The organism is Ulvibacterium sp. (assembly GCF_965228935.1).
Taxonomy (GTDB): domain Bacteria; phylum Bacteroidota; class Bacteroidia; order Flavobacteriales; family Flavobacteriaceae; genus Ulvibacterium.
Window position 1 is genome coordinate 3,140,212 of sequence record NZ_OZ245846.1, and the last position, 16,604, is coordinate 3,156,815.

A 16,604-nucleotide genomic window follows, 5' to 3' on the forward strand; every position below is an offset into this window, starting at 1 on the left:
ATAGGGTTTACATACGCATGCGTTGTTTAAAGTCGGGCTTTCGGGTATTGGAAATCTTTACTTTTTGATTGTTTTTAAGGGTCACCAGGCTTATATGTTTATCCACCTGTTCCAAGGCAACGACTTGATCCAGCCGAACGATGTAGGATCGGTGTGTCCTAAAGAACGTATTGGGGTCCAACGTCCGCTCCAGTTTGTCCATGGATTCCCGTACGGTATACTTTTTCCCGGCGGTGCTTACCTCCACGTACTGATCGGCGGCTTCTATCAGGATGATATCATCTACGTCCAAAAAGGTGGTATGGCCAATGGATTTTACCGCTATCCGTTTAATATATTCCTTATCGGGGCGGGTATAAGTTCCACGGGAAAATGAAAATACCAGATCTTTAAGATTCTCAGTAATTTCAGCTAGGCGGTCTTTTTCGATCATTCCGATGGCCCTCTCCAAGGCCTGTGCAATTCGCTCATGGGTATAGGGCTTAAGAACATAGTCCACCGCATTTTGTTCAAAGGCTTCCACCGCATATTGGTCATAGGCCGTAATAAAAATGAAATAGGGGTAGGGGGCCGGACAGTTGGCCAGAACCTCGATACCGTTCATTTCGGGCATCTCAATATCCATAAATACGATATCGGGCCGTTCCTTTTTAATCGCCAGAAGCGCCTCTTTTCCATTTTGGCAGGTACCAAGGAGTTGTATGTCCTCAAACTTGCTTAAATGGAGAAGAAGCCGTTTTTGGGCTTCCAGTTCGTCGTCTACGATGAGTACCTTGAATTTCATGGGTCACGATCTTTAGCTTGGACCCAGCTTGTGGCAAGCGTACACTTCGATATAATACTTTCTACTTCCATAAATAATATGACCTTCAAGGGTTGCGGGTTATTGGGTTACTAGGTTTTTGTTTTGTATAGCCAAAATAACCCAATAACTTAATAATCCACTGCTATACGCAATTTCATTGTTAAATCGATTCTCCCATCGGAATAAGCTATCGGGCGGCATGGATTTTACGTCCCTGGAATTCGTATTTCGACCATTACCCCGTCGTTGACCGAAAACAAATGGACCGATGCCTTCCCGGCATATAGTTTTTCCAGTCGCATTTTTGTATTCCGTAAACCGATTCCTTCGCGATCTTTTTGGTCCTGTACCAGCCCAGGGCCTTCATTGTACACATAAAGCCGTAGGAAACTCTCTTTCCATTCACTTCCAATCTCTATTCGGTTTGCATGTTCGCTTTTGGCAATCCCATGCTTTATGGCATTCTCCACTATGGGCTGTAAGATAAAGCTGGGTACGGGTAAAGTTTCATGTTCCTGATCGGACTTTAGGACCACCTCCAAGGCCTGGTTTCTAAATCGCTCTATTTCCAGATACTGTTTTACAGAATCCAGCTCTTTTTTCAGGGGTATGAATTTGTGCTTTGACTCTTGTAGGGAAGTCCTTAAAAAATCCCCGAGCCGGATTAGCATCCCTGAGGCCACTTCATTTTTCCCCTGTTCGATGGTGCTGATTACATTATTGATGGTATTGAATAAAAAGTGGGGCGAAAGTTGTGCTTTCAAGGTATTGAGTTCGCTGACGAGCAGTTGCTTCTCCAGTTCAATGGCCTCGTACTCCCGTTGTTTTAATTCGTTTTGATACGCCATGGCATGCACCAACCCGATAATGGCCATATAAATGAAAAAATGCCAGTGAAACAGGTTAAGGAAAAACAGTTTGAAATAGACCATAAAAGCGGGCCAGCTAAAAGAACCGGTACCCAAAAAATTCCATATAAGGGAATATAGGGCCAAATAGACCAAAACCACCAGTACGGCAAATACGATATGGATCAGGATACCACGGTAATAGGTCTGCTTGTCGATTCGGAATCGCTTACCTAGCCAAAATATCAAGGGGCTGAGTGCTCCCCAGATATTCCATACCAGAAATTGGATAAAGAAAAGCTTGAACCAGGTATCGGTACCACCGGCCTCCAAGGTCTTAAGGTACAACTGGGTACTCGTAAACAGGGCCGCTATTACCCAAATAAGGTATAGGGCAATGTTGGTTCTATGGCGCTTAGGAATCACATGGGAAAGTTACGAAATGAATTTTCATCGATCGTCACCCTGTAAGGTAAAGGGGATATGTTTACGTACTCTGGAATGGTGACCGAAATCGTCCTCTACCGAGTAGGCAAGGATTAGCCAAAATTCCTTGCCGACCTCATGGATAAAGTCATTGGGATCTCCCGAATTCAAAGGGACGGAAAAGTGGATCGTAGTACTGTGGTTTTTTTCCTTTCCCTCAAGTATATGAATGGAATTTCGACCTCCCAATCGGCTGTCCCTTACCGGATTTCCAAACCCTTTTACATACATATCGGTACTCGCGGTTTTTCCGTCGACCACGTGGAACAGCAAAAGATCGCTTCCAACGATTGAGTTTTTTTCGTTGAATCCTACCCCGACCCAACCATGGGTTGGCGCCGTTAGCGTACATTCCAAGTTTGTACCAGTGATGGTGTAGGTAAAAGAGATACCGGATACCGTTGTGGTTCGCTGGCCATGGAGACCAGCAAACGCACAAAGGCAAATACAGAACACATGTTTTTTTAAGGACTGTATGCTCATACCCCGCTGATTTCCGTGGTAACGCCTACGATTTCCCATTCGCCGCTCGCGGATCTTGCCATGGAAAGTTGATACAAAAAATCGTACTCCGAACTCACGGCATTCAATACCACAACGGCCAGGTTTCTTCCCAAATACTCGGCATGCTGATAGGTAATCTTTCTGGGTTTTCCGCCCAATTCCTTTTTATTGACCATGGCAATATACTGCTCTGCAGAGAATGTATTGAATTTTCCGCCAATGAGTACGTATTGTAAGGATTTGGGTTCCAGAACCTGCTCCAACAGTTCTCCTTTTTGCAGATCCGCGCCCTGTACAAATTGGGCGGCCACCTTTTTAATAACGGCCTTGGAGTCCTGGGCATTACCGAATCCGAAAGCTAGGGTCAGTAGCAAAATACAGATGGATGATTTTTTAATGATCATGATGTAGAGTTTTAAAATTTCATGATAAACCTAAACATCGTAGAGACCATGGCAAAGGGGGATGTTGCCAACCGAGGGAACCGGGTTGCCAAAGGGGACAAATCCATCGTGATACGATCTGCTTTTCAAAAAATCATATTCCTGGCGTAAAAAAGTAGGGAATCAATCATCATACTCATCAAAGAAGACGATAAGCAGTACAACGGATAGGAGAATAACGAGGTACAATAGACTTTCAAAAAAATAAAAATGGCCCACCTATACCCGCTGTTATATTTTAGTCATCGTCCATATCGTAGTTGGGGGTAACCTCTACCGTGCCGTTTATAATGTCCTTGATCGGAATGATCGTTCTTTTTTCAATGCCCGTACGTATGGTAAGGGAAATGTTGTCAATGGCAACGACCACGCCCTCCAAATCGTTTAGCTTTACCAAATCCCCAATGGCATAGTTCTTCCGGGCATAATAGGTAAGCAGCAGCTTGCCGATCACTTCCTTGGATCCCAGGCCAAATCCGATGGAAATGGCCAAGAGGAAGGCTCCAAGGACAATGGAAAAATTATTGGTGACTATAGTGGTATCTATCCCCGTCTGGTTTAGGGCAGCGATGGTTATCAAAACGGTGATAAAGTAAAAGACCACTTCGCTTATGATCCGGGAACCGCTAAGGTCAAAGGATTCAAAAAGGCCTTTGATGGACTTTTTAATAAAATCCGCTATGTACAGCCCGATCATAAATAGGGCAATGGCACTAAAAAGTTTGGGCAAATAGCGCAGGAGGTTTCCGATTTCCTCGGATACCACGGTCCAGTTCATGATGTCCGCGGCAATGATGAGGAATACCAGGAACAAGATCCAGCGTACGAAATTTACGATGACCTGGGATACCTTGAACTTTATTTGGGCCCGTTCAAAAAGGTTTATGGCATTGATCCTTTCGGTTAATCGGTCTACTTTGGCGAATCTCAGCACCCTTCTGAGCAAAAACTCGATTACCTTGGTAATAAACCATCCCAGGGCCAAGATAACGATCGCCCCGATAATGTTGGGCAGTACGGCAACGACGCCGTCCAACATTTCCTTGAGCGATTCCAAGGTAAGGGTCTTCCATTTGGTGATTTCTTCCATGGTTTGTTGGTTTTGTTCCTAAGCTCTGTGCCTGTTCAATACCGGCCTTTTGTCTTGAACAGATTTTCCAGGGCCGAACTGTAATTAGTAGAAAAAAGCGATGCTACTTCCATAATAAACTTGGCCAGAGCTATGTTTCGCATCACTTTTTTCCTTAGTTCCGGGGGAACCGGTTTTTGGTATTGGTCCATTTCCTTGAATGGATTTCTATTTTCTTCCGTCATTTATGTTAATTTGTGGTATGCTCGTATTACTTTTTGTCGTGCCCTTTTGAGGCGCATCTTTATGGCCCCTTCGGATACGCCCAAGAGTATGCCCAGTTCCTTTACGGAGACATCGTCCTGATACTTTAGCAACAAAAGGGACTTGTCCTCGGCGGTAATGAGTTCCAGGGCCTTTTTTAATCTTTTGGCCTTTACCTGCATCAACTGCTCCTCGGATACTTCAAAGAGGGGCATAAAATCGGCGTCACAAACGTTGTCCAAGGGATGCTCCACTTTTTTTAGGTTCTTTCTACGCACATAGTTCACGCAAAAATTATAGGTAAAGGCGTAGAGCCAGGTAGAAAACTTGGAGTTTCCCTTAAAGGTGTCCAACTTTAGGTACAGTTTTAGAAAAACGTCCTGGGTCAGATCCTCGGCCTCGTCCTTGGACTTGGAAAAACCATAACACTTGTTGTATACCCTTTGGGCATAGCGATCGTAAAGATGACCGAAAAGCAGCGGATCGTTCACTTGAACGATCTTGCGTACCAGTTCCTCGTCGGAAAGCGTTCGGGGTTTTCTGCCAATTTCCAATGGTATCCTTTTGGTTGCTTGTCATTAGGGTTAGACCCGGTTTTTGGAACAGGTAACCCATTATTTTGCAGTATTCCCGTTTTTGTTTGAAAATGGACATGATATAAGCATTTGGCCTATGGTAGAGGAAGGATATCCCTATGCCCTTGATAGTGTAGTATTCCACGAACAAAATTAACCAAGGCATTGCGTCCGTGGAGGCGTGATAATACCAACGGTGGCCCCTATTCGATAATGGGTAGTTTTATGATAGGTTAAGGTATTTATTTGCTTACTTTTTAGGTTTTTCCCCTAGCAGGGGAAGGTGGTCCGGCCCAGGGCCGGAGCGGAAGGGGTGCTGAATAGACCATATTGCCGTTTGGCCGAGATCTGTTTTATCCTAAGTTTGGATCGACCCATTTCAACTTTATCCCTCGGAGAGACAATACTAAAACGACCATTAATGTGGATAAAAAAGGTTACCTATATACAGATTGTGGGTCTAAACAAACTGGAGTAGGAAATAGTCGGATCTCGTTTACAAATATTTGTACCAATAGATCCATCAAGACCCACTAAACGGATAATGGGAATTACGACTTAAGAAGAAGTTGGGGATATTACTTTTTGGGATGTAACATGTTGACAGTCAATTTTTTTATATCTTTAACTTGCTTCAAATCGGTATCTTGAATTCTAACGGTAATACTGTATTGCTACCCGACCTGAATTTGTGTTCTTGATCGACTAATCCTATTTTCTTGAATAACCTAAGTAAACCAATCAAACTTCACGAAGCGTGTCGGCATATGAAATAAAATTTAAAAGTATCCCTTTAAAATTTTCACTATCCCCCAATCCTTCTTATCAACTAAGAGTTCTGTCAAAATGGTTTGTGTGGCCCCTGTGGTTCTTGGTATGTAGTTTTCTGGGAGCCCAGGAGTATAAGATTCGGGAAATCCGTATCAACAACAATGGCGAGAGCCATAAAATTAGGAACGAGCTATACATCGATGATGATGGAATCCTTTGGTATTCCACCTTTAACGGAATTGTAAAGGAGTTTGAAACCAATTCCGTGCTTTCTACTTTTTTGGACAAGGATGAAAAAATTCTATCTACCTATTTGGATGTCATATTTATGGATAGCAAAAATCGCATTTGGATAGTGTCCGACATTGGCGTTTTTCTATCCGATAGTCTGGATGATAGTTATGACCGTGTCCATTTCAAAAAGATTCTGGAGGAGGAGAACGTATCGTTGGGCTCCTTGATCGAGGATTGTGATGGCAATGTGTGGGCGGGAACCTATAACGATTGCATTTTAAAAATTGACCCTTCCCTTAGGGTCACAAAATATAAAACCCCGAAAGCGGACAGGAATTTAAATCCGGGATATTTTCAGAGGAGTTTTTCGTTTGTCGAAAAGATAGTCGATTGTAACAAGATCTTGTTTAGACTGGGCCGGAAGTTGTACCTTCTGGAGGAAGGAAACAGTACGCTACATGCCGACCTTACCGCTTCCCTAAATTATACCAAAAGTAGTTACCTGTACCCGGAGTGGTCCTTTAATGGAGGAGATGGGCTGTTAATTACGGACAATGGCGAACTTTTTCCGGAATCCAAGGATACGTCCTACCGATTTGAAGGGGAAATTTTTGAGACCCGATATATCGAAGGTTTAGGGATTCAGGTGACGAATCTACCTTTTCAGGAAATGATTCCCATCTATAGAAGCACTAGCCCTTATTTGAAGAACCATGCGGATTTGATTGCGATCGACGGTTCCGGAAAAAAACTGGGTTTTTATAAACTACAGCAAAGAAACGGGGAAGACCATTTGACGAAGGCACACGAGATTTCATTTCCGTATATGATCGATGACGTGGTTGTGGATAACTATGATGTCATTTATGTAAGCAGCTATGACCGTATCAGTAAGATAAAATTCAACAGTCATACCTTCCATAAAATCCTGGACGATTATGGGGAACGAAAGGTAAGCGCACGGGGATTTTTGGAGCTGCCCAATAAGGAAATCCTAGCTGCCAGTTATCTGGGGACGTTCAAACTGAGTTCCTATGCTAACGAATATGGTGAAAGCGCCTATTCTGCCGAGATGGTTTTTCCGACCTTGAATTACCTCAGATCCTTTTTTCAAACCAGTGATTCTACAGCTTGGTGTGTTGGAGAGCACAAAAAAATATCGCATATAAACTTTCTTGAAAATGAAATTATAGAACAGTACTTATTTGAGGGGCATCCGACATTGACCCATATGCAATACTATGATGTAGCGAAGTATACGGATTCTACCTTGCTGATAGCCAGTAATTTTGGTCTACAGGAATTTGACACCCATAGAAAACGATTTAGGAATTTACCCATTTTGCCTTTGGCCAATAATAACGAGGTTTTTGTAAGGGACCTTCTCAGGACAAAGGATAAGCTCTATGTGGCCACGGATCGAAATGGATTGTTCATTAAGGATTTCACTTCCGGAACCTTTGTGACCCTAAAAAAGGACAATACCGGTAATGGCCTCAGTATTCCAACAAACAAGGTTTATATGAGTTTCTTGGATAAAGCCGGAAACCTTTGGATGGGGACCAATAACGGGGTTGTTTATGTGGACAAGGACTTAAGCGAAATAGAGGTTATTGGCAGGGCGGAAGGCCTGACGGATCTGAATGTAGTCGGTATTTTGGAAGGTTCCGATGGCATTATGTGGTTTAGTACCTATTATGGTCTTTTTAGGTACGATAGGAGTTCCAAGGAAATTGCCTCTTTCTTTGTCGAGGATGGACTTACGTTCAATGATTTCAATCAAAATTCCTATTATAGGTCTTCCCAGGATCGCTTGTTTTTTGGAGGTATCAATGGAATCATTGCATTTGATAGTATCAATATCAACCATCAGTCCCGGGATATCAAAATATTCCCTACAAAATTTGAATATTATGATCGTACCAAGGGCAGGGAATTGGGTGTCGACGTTTTTAACAATAGCTCCCCAAATTTTAACTTGCCCTATTACAAAAACTCATTTTCAACGTCCTATAGTATCAATGACAATTTTAATACGGACTACAACCGATATTTTTATAAACTGGAAGGATTTACCGATGAGTGGATAGGTCTTGGCAACCAAACTACCTTAAAATTGTTTTCCATACCTCCGGGCAATTATAACTTAAAGATCAAGGGATTCAATGCCACGGGGGTGGAATCGTCCAATGAGCTGTCCTATACCCTAAATGTATCCCAAGTTTTTTACAAAAGACTTTGGTTTCAGTTTTTAGTGATCTTTTTTTTAATTGGTACGTTCGTAGTATGGCTTGTTTATTATATCACAAAGGAGCGGAAAAAAAATGCCTTGAACCTTACCCTTATAGAACTGGAACGCAACGCCCTTAGGGCCCAAATGAGCCCTCATTTTATATTCAACTCATTAAGTGGGATACGTTTTAGGCTAAAGGAGAAAGGATTGCCGGACTTATATGATTACGTATCCAATTTTTCAAATCTAATGCGGCTTACCCTGGATGTGACCCGGAACAAAAACATTCCATTGGCCAAAGAAATGGAATATATTGAAAATTATGTAGCGTTGATCAATTCCCAGAACGAACATAAGATAGAACTCCGGATGAAATATGCAGCGGATATTGATATACATGGCACCTATATTCCTCCCATGATCTTACAACCTATAATCGAGAATTCCATTGTACATGGTTTTATGAAGGATCAAAAGAACAAGGTTATTGTGGTGGAAATCAAAAAATCCCCCATCGGCAAACAAATAGTGGTCGTAATAGAGGATAATGGTCTTGGGATTGCCCAAACACAAAAGAAGCTGAACAATGATCAAGAGCACCGATCTTACGCTACACAAATATTGTATGAGCGATTAATGTTGATGAACAAGACACACTATTACGGGGAATCCAAATATGAAATCGCAATGAAGGATTTAAGCGATAAGGGAGGGCAAGGGACCCGGGTTACCATTGGAATACCCTATTATTAGGTTTTTGCCATAATTGGCTTGGCCGGTTTTTAGAATTGATCAAAAATGGCCATTAGATCCGGTCTTCGCCGTCTGGCCACGGGGATACGATCTCCGGTCTCCAAGACCAAGGTACCGTCCGTAAACAATTTTGAAACCTTTTTTAGATTTACCAAATGTGATTTATGGGTTCTAAAAAACAAAGGCATGGTTAAAATCTTTTCAAAAAACTTGATTCCATAAGAACTCATGTGAATGCTACCGTCGGTCAAATGTATTTTTGCATAGCTGTCCACGCTTTCCAAGCGGATAATATCCAGAATACTTGAAAAATAAGTACATCCCAAGGTAGGAATAGGAATTTTTTTGTTTTCCAGTTCCAAGGCTTCCATTTGCTTTTCATGAGTAGTTATTTCCCGGGCAGTTGCCTTCAATCTTTGAATCGCTTTGGATACAATGGCAATAAAATCGGCCTCATTATAGGGTTTTAGGAGAAAACCCAAAGCAAAATTTCGATAGGCTTCTATGGCAAATTTGTCATGGGCGGTACAAAATACGATTTCCGTATTTGGAGATCGAAGTCTCTTTAAAAGTTCCAACCCGTTTAAATTGGGCATTTCCACATCAACAATTAGTAAATCCGGTCTAGTTTCATTGAGAAATTGCAGTCCTTCCAAGGAATCGCTAAAACATTTCAAAGTGCCAAGGTGGCCAAAGTTTTTGAGAAACAGTTCCTTGCAGTAGCCTATTTCGGAAACGTCATCATCTATGAGTACTACATTCATCGAGTTGGAATTTGGAACATAGGCCGAAGCTAAAATCAACGACTTAAAATCAATGTTTTACTCTTAACGTCAAAAAGCGGGATTAAGTATGGTGGGTTTCCAAAAAATCCAGAATTTGGGAAATATGTACATTTTTGCTTTTTGAAACATCCATCACTTCAATACCCTTCATCTTACGGAGATTTTTGTAGCTGTGCTTATCCGTAGGGGCGAAGATAATGGGCACATTTAACCTGGCCAATTGAGTACATTCCACCAACTCGTACTCTTCGTTGAAAATGAACAGTACAAAGACAAAATTGATTTTTTGCTTAAGCTTTACCAAATCCAATATCCGTGCTATTTTCTTATTCTTGTACACCGCAATTTGTGTCTTTTGAAAAGAACGCGCAATCGTATTCCCCAAAGGGCCCTGTTTATCATATATAATTAGATTTCCTTTTGTTTTCATATGATGTATCCTTGCATTTTACAATTCAATTTATCGGCCCCTTGTTGTGTTAGATTGTTCATTTTTCCTTTGAATTCCGTTTAAGCTTTTTCAAACAAAACCCTTAACCATACTATGTTCTTGTTTCCACTTTTTTTAGCCATAGTTCCGCCTCCTCATATTTGCCGTCCATAATCAGGGCCTTGATATATTTTTGATGGTAATCCGAAGAGGTTTCCTCGGCATCAATGAACCGTTGAAAGTACTCTATGGCCTTTTTATAATCCCTTGTAAGCAAAAAGGAGACCGCTAATTGACGGTGCACATATTTTACCGAGTCTTCATACCTCATAATTGAACTCATTGTCCTTTATTTCATTGAAACCGTAGAAGTCAACAAATGCGAATGGCACATATTTTTTAGAATAGAATGAACTTTTGACATAGCCGGTTTTATTTTTTCCATATAAATGGATAATGAATAGGTATTTTTTCCTAAAAGTATCGAGGAGATTTTATACCTCCTTTTTTTCTGAAAAAGGGCTCATAAATCAATAGTATTTCATGAGTGCCTGAGCTAGAAACCCTAAATTCACTGGTCGGGAGATCATAAGCGTATCCTATCCTGATTTCCTTGGTAACCTGATAATCTATAATGGCCCCAAAATTGTTCGCAAAATTGTAGCGGTAGGTCGCTCCCAACCACAACTTATCATAGAGCAAAAAATTAGCGGAAACATCATAGGTTGCTGGTGCGCCGTCCGTGAATTTTGTGATTATAGAGGGTTTAAATTTTAAGTCCCTGGACAAATCAAATACCACACCGCCAATGGCATAATAACTATTTCGTTCCAAAGCCATAAATTCTCCACTATTGAGATCTGTATTGAGAATTCTCGGCGAGGAGACCCCCAAAAACCAACGTTGTGAACTAACATATAGCCCGGCCCCGAAATTTGGGGACCATACGGTACCATTGTCCGTGAAAAAATTATCATTTGGATCAGGGTTCTCAAGGGAATAACTTGTAAGACCGGCCTTAAGACCAAACGACATTTTTACCTCGTCATTCAGAGGTACGGAATATGAAAAATCCCCATAAATGTAATTGGTACTCTCAAACCCCAGCTTATCGCTCATATAGGACAGTCCAATACCTACACGCGTAAATTGTATAGGCGTATGTACCGTTACCGTATTTGTCCTTGGATTTCCTTCCAAGCCGGACCACTGGTTCCTATGGAGAACAGTTCCATTTAAAACACCCCTGCTACCGGCATATGCCGGATTTATGGAAACCGTATTGTACAGATACTGGGTAAATTGGGGCAATTGTTGGGAACTTAGGATTGCGCCATATAATACGGTAATCAGGATAAGATATTTCCTTTGTTTCTTCATGTCTTTGTCGGGTTAAGTAGGGGTCTTTCGGTAGCCGATATCTATGTCATGGAACTACAATTTGGTTTTCGTTTTACTAATCGTTTTATATTATAATTTTTGTCATTTGATGTTGTACCATTGCTTTACCTCCTAATTTGAAAAAATCATAGTATCAAATTCTTCTAGTTGGAGCCGAGATAAATGTATCCGTCAATAGGTTTTAATTCTTCGTTCTGTACCGTAATGATATAATAATAGGTTCCCGAAGGCAGTTTATCCGAATTTCCGAATGAATTGCTGGGAGCGGATCCACCCCAATCGTTGCGATAGTCATTTGATTGGTAAACGAGGTTTCCCCACCTATTGAAAAAGCGTAGCCTAAAAATGTAATTGCAGTTTTCGACCCCTTTAATTTCGAACATATCGTTAACGCCATCGCCATTGGCGGTGACCGTATCCGAGGCGGTAATCTTATCCAATCCGCATACCACACAATCTTCATTTACCAAAATGGTAAAATCCACATAGTATCCACAGTTTCCGGTATCGGAACTATAGGATATTTGATGCTCACCCGTTCCAAAATTAATTGGGTCAAAAGAATTTCCATCCAGGGAACCATTTCCCGTGAGTACTTCGAAAATCCCGGTAGTATCAAAATCTAAGGGTAACAGGGTCGTCAAATCCAAGGCATCGTCCTCCAGACAGATTTCTTGGGTTAAGCGCTCCATAAGTGGCAATACCGAGATAATCTGTGTATGGGTGGTTTCATTGTCATTACAGTCCGTCACAGTCCAAGTCCTATGGATCTCATAGCCGCCAATGGAACTTTCATTGGCAATGGTTTCCATAAATACTACCTCCACGGAGGTATCACAATTATCCACTGCCGTCAATACCGTGCTATTGGGTATGGCATCGCAGGTGGTTTCCATATCTATGGGCAGTAACTCCTGGAATGTTGGAGCCTCATTGTCCTCTACCATAACAATCTGGGTATGGGAGGTAACATTTCCGGTGCAGTCCGTTGCGGTCCAGTTTCTGGTAATCTCATAGGACGTTCCACATGAATTCGTTGTGCCAATTACTTCATTGAACATTACGGTTACATTGGAATCACAATTGTCTATAGCGGTAAGTACTACGGGTTGGGGCACATTTTCGCAGGATGCTGTTATTGAAGTAGGCAATGGCTCAACAAATGCAGGAGCTGTACTGTCCTGGACCAAGATGACCTGGGAACAATCAGCGGTGTTCAATACGGTATTCTCCCCAGGATTTCTGATACCATCGCCATTCGGATCGTCATATTCCGTAACCGTATAGGTACGGGTTATAGTAGCGTTGCAGTCGGTCGGGTCCGGGTCGTTGGTTGCTGAAATCTCGATAACACCGCAGTACGAAGATCCTAGGCTACCGTCGCCGTTGCCCAAAGCTTCAAATTCTAAAGGGGTCAGGCTAGTCGCTATGGGCACGTCTTGGTGACATTCCACGGTGGTTGTCGGAAATGTGGGGCAAACCACATCAAAATCACAACAAATCGGGGATACGTCTGCTAGAATAATGTCACAGGCATTAACATCCTCAAACCTCACATTGTAATCGGTACCGGCCGGAATGGGATCGGAGATCCATATATTTCCATTGAACGTCCCAGGAGCACCTGTTCCCGTTACATCGTACGGGGCGGTTCCATCTATTTCGGCGATCAGGGTGTAAAAATCACCTTGCACATTACAATTCGTAATCTCGGGCCCTATAAGGGAAAGACCGGGTTGCAAAGGAATGGTAATGGAAAGGGTTTCTACCTGTGTTCCAGCGCAGAAAAGCGGCTTTAACGAATACGTTGCGGTGTATGTTGATGTGGTATTTACATTCACCGTTATGGAAGCTCCTGTACCCAGAGGATTTCCGAGGCTATCGGCCCAAGCAATATCATATAAGCTTTGCGGTAGATTTATGGATAAATCCACAGCAGTTCCCGGGGAACAAACAAAAGCATTATCTGTGGTTGCACGGACCTGTAAGGCTGCGGACATTAAGTTTAAATTAAGATCCAAGGCATCGCAAGGGGTGGTTACTCGTATTACGTAGTCACCTTCGGGAACATTCTGAAAAAGATGGCTGGTGACGGATGGGTCAGTTTCTGTAAATGTTTGTACTACCGTACTTAGATCGGTGGATTCAAATAGTTCATAAACCATGGGATAAGTAGGAGTGCCACTTGTTACTTCGGTCAGGATTATTCCTGATGTAGTATCGGAAAAATCACAAAACGTGCCCGATGTTGCAGCAGTTATATTTTCAAACGGGGCAATACTGACCGGAGCCGTGTATTCCCTTTCCTCGTTACTAAGTGTAACGGCTGAAAAAATTTCGTTGTCGTTTCCTGATTGAAGACGAATACCGGCAAAGCGTAGGACATAATTTCCGGGAGCCAGATTATCAAAAGAACCGGAATGACCATCCGGAGGAATATCGGCGGATACCAATACACCCAATCCGTCACTGCCATCGTTGGTCCAGAGTTCTACATCTACACGGTCGTTGGTACTATTGGCGACATTCATTGCTCCCATATCGTAGACAACACGTCCAGAATTGGAGCATCCGCTAACAGTCTGTATCGTAGGATTATATTGCGCCGGGACGCTGACTTCAAAAGGAATCACCCTTTCAGAACCACAGGAAATGACCCTTAGTTCGTAATTACCCAGGGGCAGATCTCCTATTATGGAGCGATTTATCGTTGTAGTATAGGTTATGGGAAAGTTTAAGGTATACGATCCTCCCAATGTATATGGATGTACCGGATTTATAGTTATATTAGGTACAAAAGGTATAGGACTTATTTCATAAGTTGTACTTGGAACGGTAGTATTGCTACCGGGTAGTAATGTCCTATCGATTACCACCGCACCTGTTCCTTCCAAAATAGAAGTAGAATTTCGTATGTTTACCTCATCCAGGGAATCCGTTTCGGGGAGGGTATCAAATTCCCCCTCTACCGTATGGCAATCGTCTGATGCTATGACCCTATAATGACCGGGGCCCGGTAATGTGTAGGAAAAATTATTTGCGTCCAAGGAACTGGTAGCTATAACGTTAACCCATACACCGGACGTAACCTCCTGGTCTATGGTAACGGAATTTGTATGGCAAAACGTGCCACGGCCGCTTATCTGATGAATGGAAGTACAAGTAGCTGTATCAAGGCCCAGAGTAGGGACTAGGTCAAGACGGGTGTTATCTATCGGTGGTACCACATCACTTTGCCCAAACTGATAACACCCATCATTAAATGCCAAGGTATAGGTATCGTTTTCCGTTAATCCGGGAGGGTACATAAAGGTCATTGTAGGTCCGTTAACACTATAAAGTGTCAGATCTTGTGGTGCTCCCCCATTAACACTTATGGTAGCATTACCCGGAAGTATCAAGGTATCTATACGATCTTGGGAATAGACACGTGCCCTAAATGTTGCATCGTACATGGTACAATTGGGGGCGCATCTTCTTCGAAACCCACCACCTAATGATGCAGATGCCCTATCAAAATTATCCGCTATAATCGGAGTTTGTGTTTGGGATACCCCGCAACCCATATCGGTAACGGTAAGGGAAACCGATTCGCCACCGACCATATTACCAAAAGTATGGGATCGGTCCGCAGTAGGGCCAAACCTTTGTACCCCAAATTGGGATGTTGCCTCATAGCGAAAAGGCCCGTTGCCCCCGCTGTTGATTTGGATATCCAAAGTTCCATCCGGACTATGGAAATTAGCATCTATTGGGCATGAAGGTGCAGTATTGCTACTGGTGATATCCATAGCTTGATAGGTAGTGGTCAAGGCTATGGGGTTGTTCGCATAGGAAATTTCGGTAGGTCCATTGACAAAACGAAGGGAATAATCACCTGCAAAAAGCGACATAAAGGCAATAGGACCACCTGTATCGGGAATATTTCGCACGGACTCCAAACCGCTGGGATAGGTAAGTATGGCTTGCCATCCCACACAGGGAGGTCCTCCGGGAAACTCAATGGCAATGGAGCCATTGTTAGGGCAAGTTTCTGGGGTAACCGTAACCTGGGGATTGTTGGGATTACATTGTGCTTTAACCAGTTGACCGGTAAAAACCAATAAGAACAACAGCATAGGGATGCCTATTGAATGTGGTTTTTTCTTCATGGTAGGTTAAGTTTGGATAACGGTTATGTAACAATTCCTTGGTGTTGTTTGGTTCTATGCGGTATAGTTTCTGCAGTTTTTTTGGGATACCCGCTCAAGGGCTTTGGATGTAACCGTTGAAGTATCCACAAACGAGTTTGTTCCCGGGCCCCGGACGACCCCACAAATCAAAAGGTCGTCCGCGATGGATGTCGCTAACGGGGCTGGAAACTCAACGGAAATGATATGAATGGCACTATTGATCCGTATTTGGGTAACCTGTGGAGAAACAGCAAACAGTTTTCTGAATGCGGGCACCGGCCTTGGGGAAATGGCAACGGTTACATTTTTCAACTCCGTGACTGAGTCTCCAGGATTCCAGGTTACCGTTGAAATCTGGTTACGTACTGTCTGATTACGATAAATGGGGGAACCCAGATTTTGGGTCGTTGGTATTTTTGCAATAGAGGTATGTCCCATAGCCAAAAAGAACATGGGTATTAATAGTAGGTCAAGTTTTTTGAAAGGAAACATGATCAACGTTTTGCCGGCTTTTATATTTAGGTCATCCTTGGGGAGGAACTTCCAATGGGAAAGCCGATTTTTCAATACCAAAATTAAACAGGAAAGCAGGTGAATGTTGGCGAGATTCACTAATCGGTAGGTTTAGTTTGCTTATCGGTAGTAAACGTTGGCAGATGGGAAGTAAGCTATTCCTTAAACTTTCATAGAACTGTTTTTTTAGAATAGAAAATTAAATTGAGGTTTAAAAGGATAGACGAAATCGGGGATGCCTATAGCTTGTGACTTTTCATGTATTTTGGTCTGTGATTGGAGAAAGGCACATTACAAGTACTGGGTAAGGATTTTTAT

The 16,604-nt window shown here is 42.5% G+C and carries 15 protein-coding genes; 2 read left to right on the plus strand and 13 right to left on the minus strand.

The window, feature by feature from the left end; genetic code table 11:
* Window positions 1–7: 7 nt before the first annotated feature.
* The 4 genes from ACO06Y_RS13175 to ACO06Y_RS13190 form a co-directional block, all read right to left on the minus strand.
* On the minus strand, window positions 8–784 hold the full coding sequence (locus ACO06Y_RS13175) for a LytR/AlgR family response regulator transcription factor (RefSeq protein ID WP_422079441.1): 777 nt from the start codon (window positions 782–784) through the stop codon (window positions 8–10).
* A gap of 227 nt (window positions 785–1,011) precedes the next feature.
* Entirely contained in the window at window positions 1,012–2,079 is a 1,068-nt protein-coding gene (locus ACO06Y_RS13180; RefSeq protein ID WP_422079442.1) for a sensor histidine kinase, read from the minus strand.
* 24 nt (window positions 2,080–2,103) lie between these two features.
* Window positions 2,104–2,622, minus strand: a complete 519-nt coding sequence (locus tag ACO06Y_RS13185) for a DOMON domain-containing protein (protein WP_422079443.1) — start codon at window positions 2,620–2,622, stop codon at window positions 2,104–2,106.
* Window positions 2,619–3,047 (minus strand): nuclear transport factor 2 family protein, encoded by a 429-nt coding sequence (locus ACO06Y_RS13190; RefSeq protein ID WP_422079444.1) that lies wholly within the window; start codon window positions 3,045–3,047, stop codon window positions 2,619–2,621. Before ACO06Y_RS13190 ends, ACO06Y_RS13185 begins: the two co-directional genes overlap by 4 nt.
* A 21-nt stretch (window positions 3,048–3,068) precedes the next feature.
* On the opposite strand from ACO06Y_RS13190, the gene ACO06Y_RS13195 reads away from it, so the two are divergent.
* Complete coding sequence (locus ACO06Y_RS13195) at window positions 3,069–3,197, plus strand: hypothetical protein (RefSeq protein WP_422079445.1); 129 nt, start codon at window positions 3,069–3,071, stop codon at window positions 3,195–3,197.
* Window positions 3,198–3,324: 127 nt separating this feature from the next.
* Here the strand turns inward: ACO06Y_RS13195 and ACO06Y_RS13200 are convergent, their stop codons facing one another.
* The 3 genes from ACO06Y_RS13200 to ACO06Y_RS13210 are packed head-to-tail and all read right to left on the minus strand — an operon-like array spanning window position 3,325 to window position 4,973.
* Window positions 3,325–4,176, minus strand: coding sequence for a mechanosensitive ion channel family protein (locus tag ACO06Y_RS13200; RefSeq protein ID WP_422079446.1), 852 nt, complete (start codon window positions 4,174–4,176; stop codon window positions 3,325–3,327).
* A gap of 35 nt (window positions 4,177–4,211) precedes the next feature.
* Window positions 4,212–4,400, minus strand: a complete 189-nt coding sequence (locus tag ACO06Y_RS13205) for a hypothetical protein (RefSeq protein WP_299535782.1) — start codon at window positions 4,398–4,400, stop codon at window positions 4,212–4,214.
* On the minus strand, window positions 4,401–4,973 hold the full coding sequence (locus ACO06Y_RS13210) for an RNA polymerase sigma factor (protein ID WP_422079447.1): 573 nt from the start codon (window positions 4,971–4,973) through the stop codon (window positions 4,401–4,403).
* A gap of 874 nt (window positions 4,974–5,847) precedes the next feature.
* Between ACO06Y_RS13210 and ACO06Y_RS13215 the strand changes: the two genes are divergently transcribed.
* Window positions 5,848–8,985 (plus strand): histidine kinase, encoded by a 3,138-nt coding sequence (locus ACO06Y_RS13215; protein ID WP_422079448.1) that lies wholly within the window; start codon window positions 5,848–5,850, stop codon window positions 8,983–8,985.
* Between the two features lie 29 nt (window positions 8,986–9,014).
* Here the strand turns inward: ACO06Y_RS13215 and ACO06Y_RS13220 are convergent, their stop codons facing one another.
* The 6 genes from ACO06Y_RS13220 to ACO06Y_RS13245 form a co-directional block, all read right to left on the minus strand.
* Entirely contained in the window at window positions 9,015–9,749 is a 735-nt protein-coding gene (locus ACO06Y_RS13220) for a LytR/AlgR family response regulator transcription factor (protein ID WP_422079449.1), read from the minus strand.
* 82 nt (window positions 9,750–9,831) lie between these two features.
* Window positions 9,832–10,200 (minus strand): hypothetical protein, encoded by a 369-nt coding sequence (locus tag ACO06Y_RS13225; protein ID WP_422079450.1) that lies wholly within the window; start codon window positions 10,198–10,200, stop codon window positions 9,832–9,834.
* 112 nt (window positions 10,201–10,312) lie between these two features.
* Window positions 10,313–10,543, minus strand: a complete 231-nt coding sequence (locus tag ACO06Y_RS13230; protein ID WP_422079451.1) for a hypothetical protein — start codon at window positions 10,541–10,543, stop codon at window positions 10,313–10,315.
* A gap of 131 nt (window positions 10,544–10,674) precedes the next feature.
* The gene (locus ACO06Y_RS13235; RefSeq protein ID WP_422079452.1) at window positions 10,675–11,580 is read right to left on the minus strand and encodes a type IX secretion system membrane protein PorP/SprF; all 906 of its coding nucleotides are present in this window, start codon (window positions 11,578–11,580) and stop codon (window positions 10,675–10,677) included.
* 164 nt (window positions 11,581–11,744) lie between these two features.
* On the minus strand, window positions 11,745–15,752 hold the full coding sequence (locus ACO06Y_RS13240) for a gliding motility-associated C-terminal domain-containing protein (protein WP_422079453.1): 4,008 nt from the start codon (window positions 15,750–15,752) through the stop codon (window positions 11,745–11,747).
* A 54-nt stretch (window positions 15,753–15,806) separates the two neighbouring features.
* Window positions 15,807–16,265: a hypothetical protein gene (locus ACO06Y_RS13245; protein WP_422079454.1), complete on the minus strand. Its 459-nt coding sequence runs from the start codon at window positions 16,263–16,265 to the stop codon at window positions 15,807–15,809.
* Window positions 16,266–16,604: the final 339 nt, after the last annotated feature.

Coding starts and splice junctions, on each gene's coding strand:
- ACO06Y_RS13175 (WP_422079441.1), bottom strand. CDS start 784: ATGAAATTCAAGGTACTCATCGTAGACGACGAACTGGAAGCCCAAAAA.
- ACO06Y_RS13185 (WP_422079443.1), bottom strand. CDS start 2,622: ATGAGCATACAGTCCTTAAAAAAACATGTGTTCTGTATTTGCCTTTGT.
- ACO06Y_RS13190 (WP_422079444.1), bottom strand. CDS start 3,047: ATGATCATTAAAAAATCATCCATCTGTATTTTGCTACTGACCCTAGCT.
- ACO06Y_RS13195 (WP_422079445.1), top strand. CDS start 3,069: ATGATAAACCTAAACATCGTAGAGACCATGGCAAAGGGGGATGTTGCC.
- ACO06Y_RS13200 (WP_422079446.1), bottom strand. CDS start 4,176: ATGGAAGAAATCACCAAATGGAAGACCCTTACCTTGGAATCGCTCAAG.
- ACO06Y_RS13205 (WP_299535782.1), bottom strand. CDS start 4,400: ATGACGGAAGAAAATAGAAATCCATTCAAGGAAATGGACCAATACCAA.
- ACO06Y_RS13220 (WP_422079449.1), bottom strand. CDS start 9,749: ATGAATGTAGTACTCATAGATGATGACGTTTCCGAAATAGGCTACTGC.
- ACO06Y_RS13225 (WP_422079450.1), bottom strand. CDS start 10,200: ATGAAAACAAAAGGAAATCTAATTATATATGATAAACAGGGCCCTTTG.
- ACO06Y_RS13230 (WP_422079451.1), bottom strand. CDS start 10,543: ATGAGTTCAATTATGAGGTATGAAGACTCGGTAAAATATGTGCACCGT.
- ACO06Y_RS13235 (WP_422079452.1), bottom strand. CDS start 11,580: ATGAAGAAACAAAGGAAATATCTTATCCTGATTACCGTATTATATGGC.
- ACO06Y_RS13240 (WP_422079453.1), bottom strand. CDS start 15,752: ATGAAGAAAAAACCACATTCAATAGGCATCCCTATGCTGTTGTTCTTA.
- ACO06Y_RS13245 (WP_422079454.1), bottom strand. CDS start 16,265: ATGTTTCCTTTCAAAAAACTTGACCTACTATTAATACCCATGTTCTTT.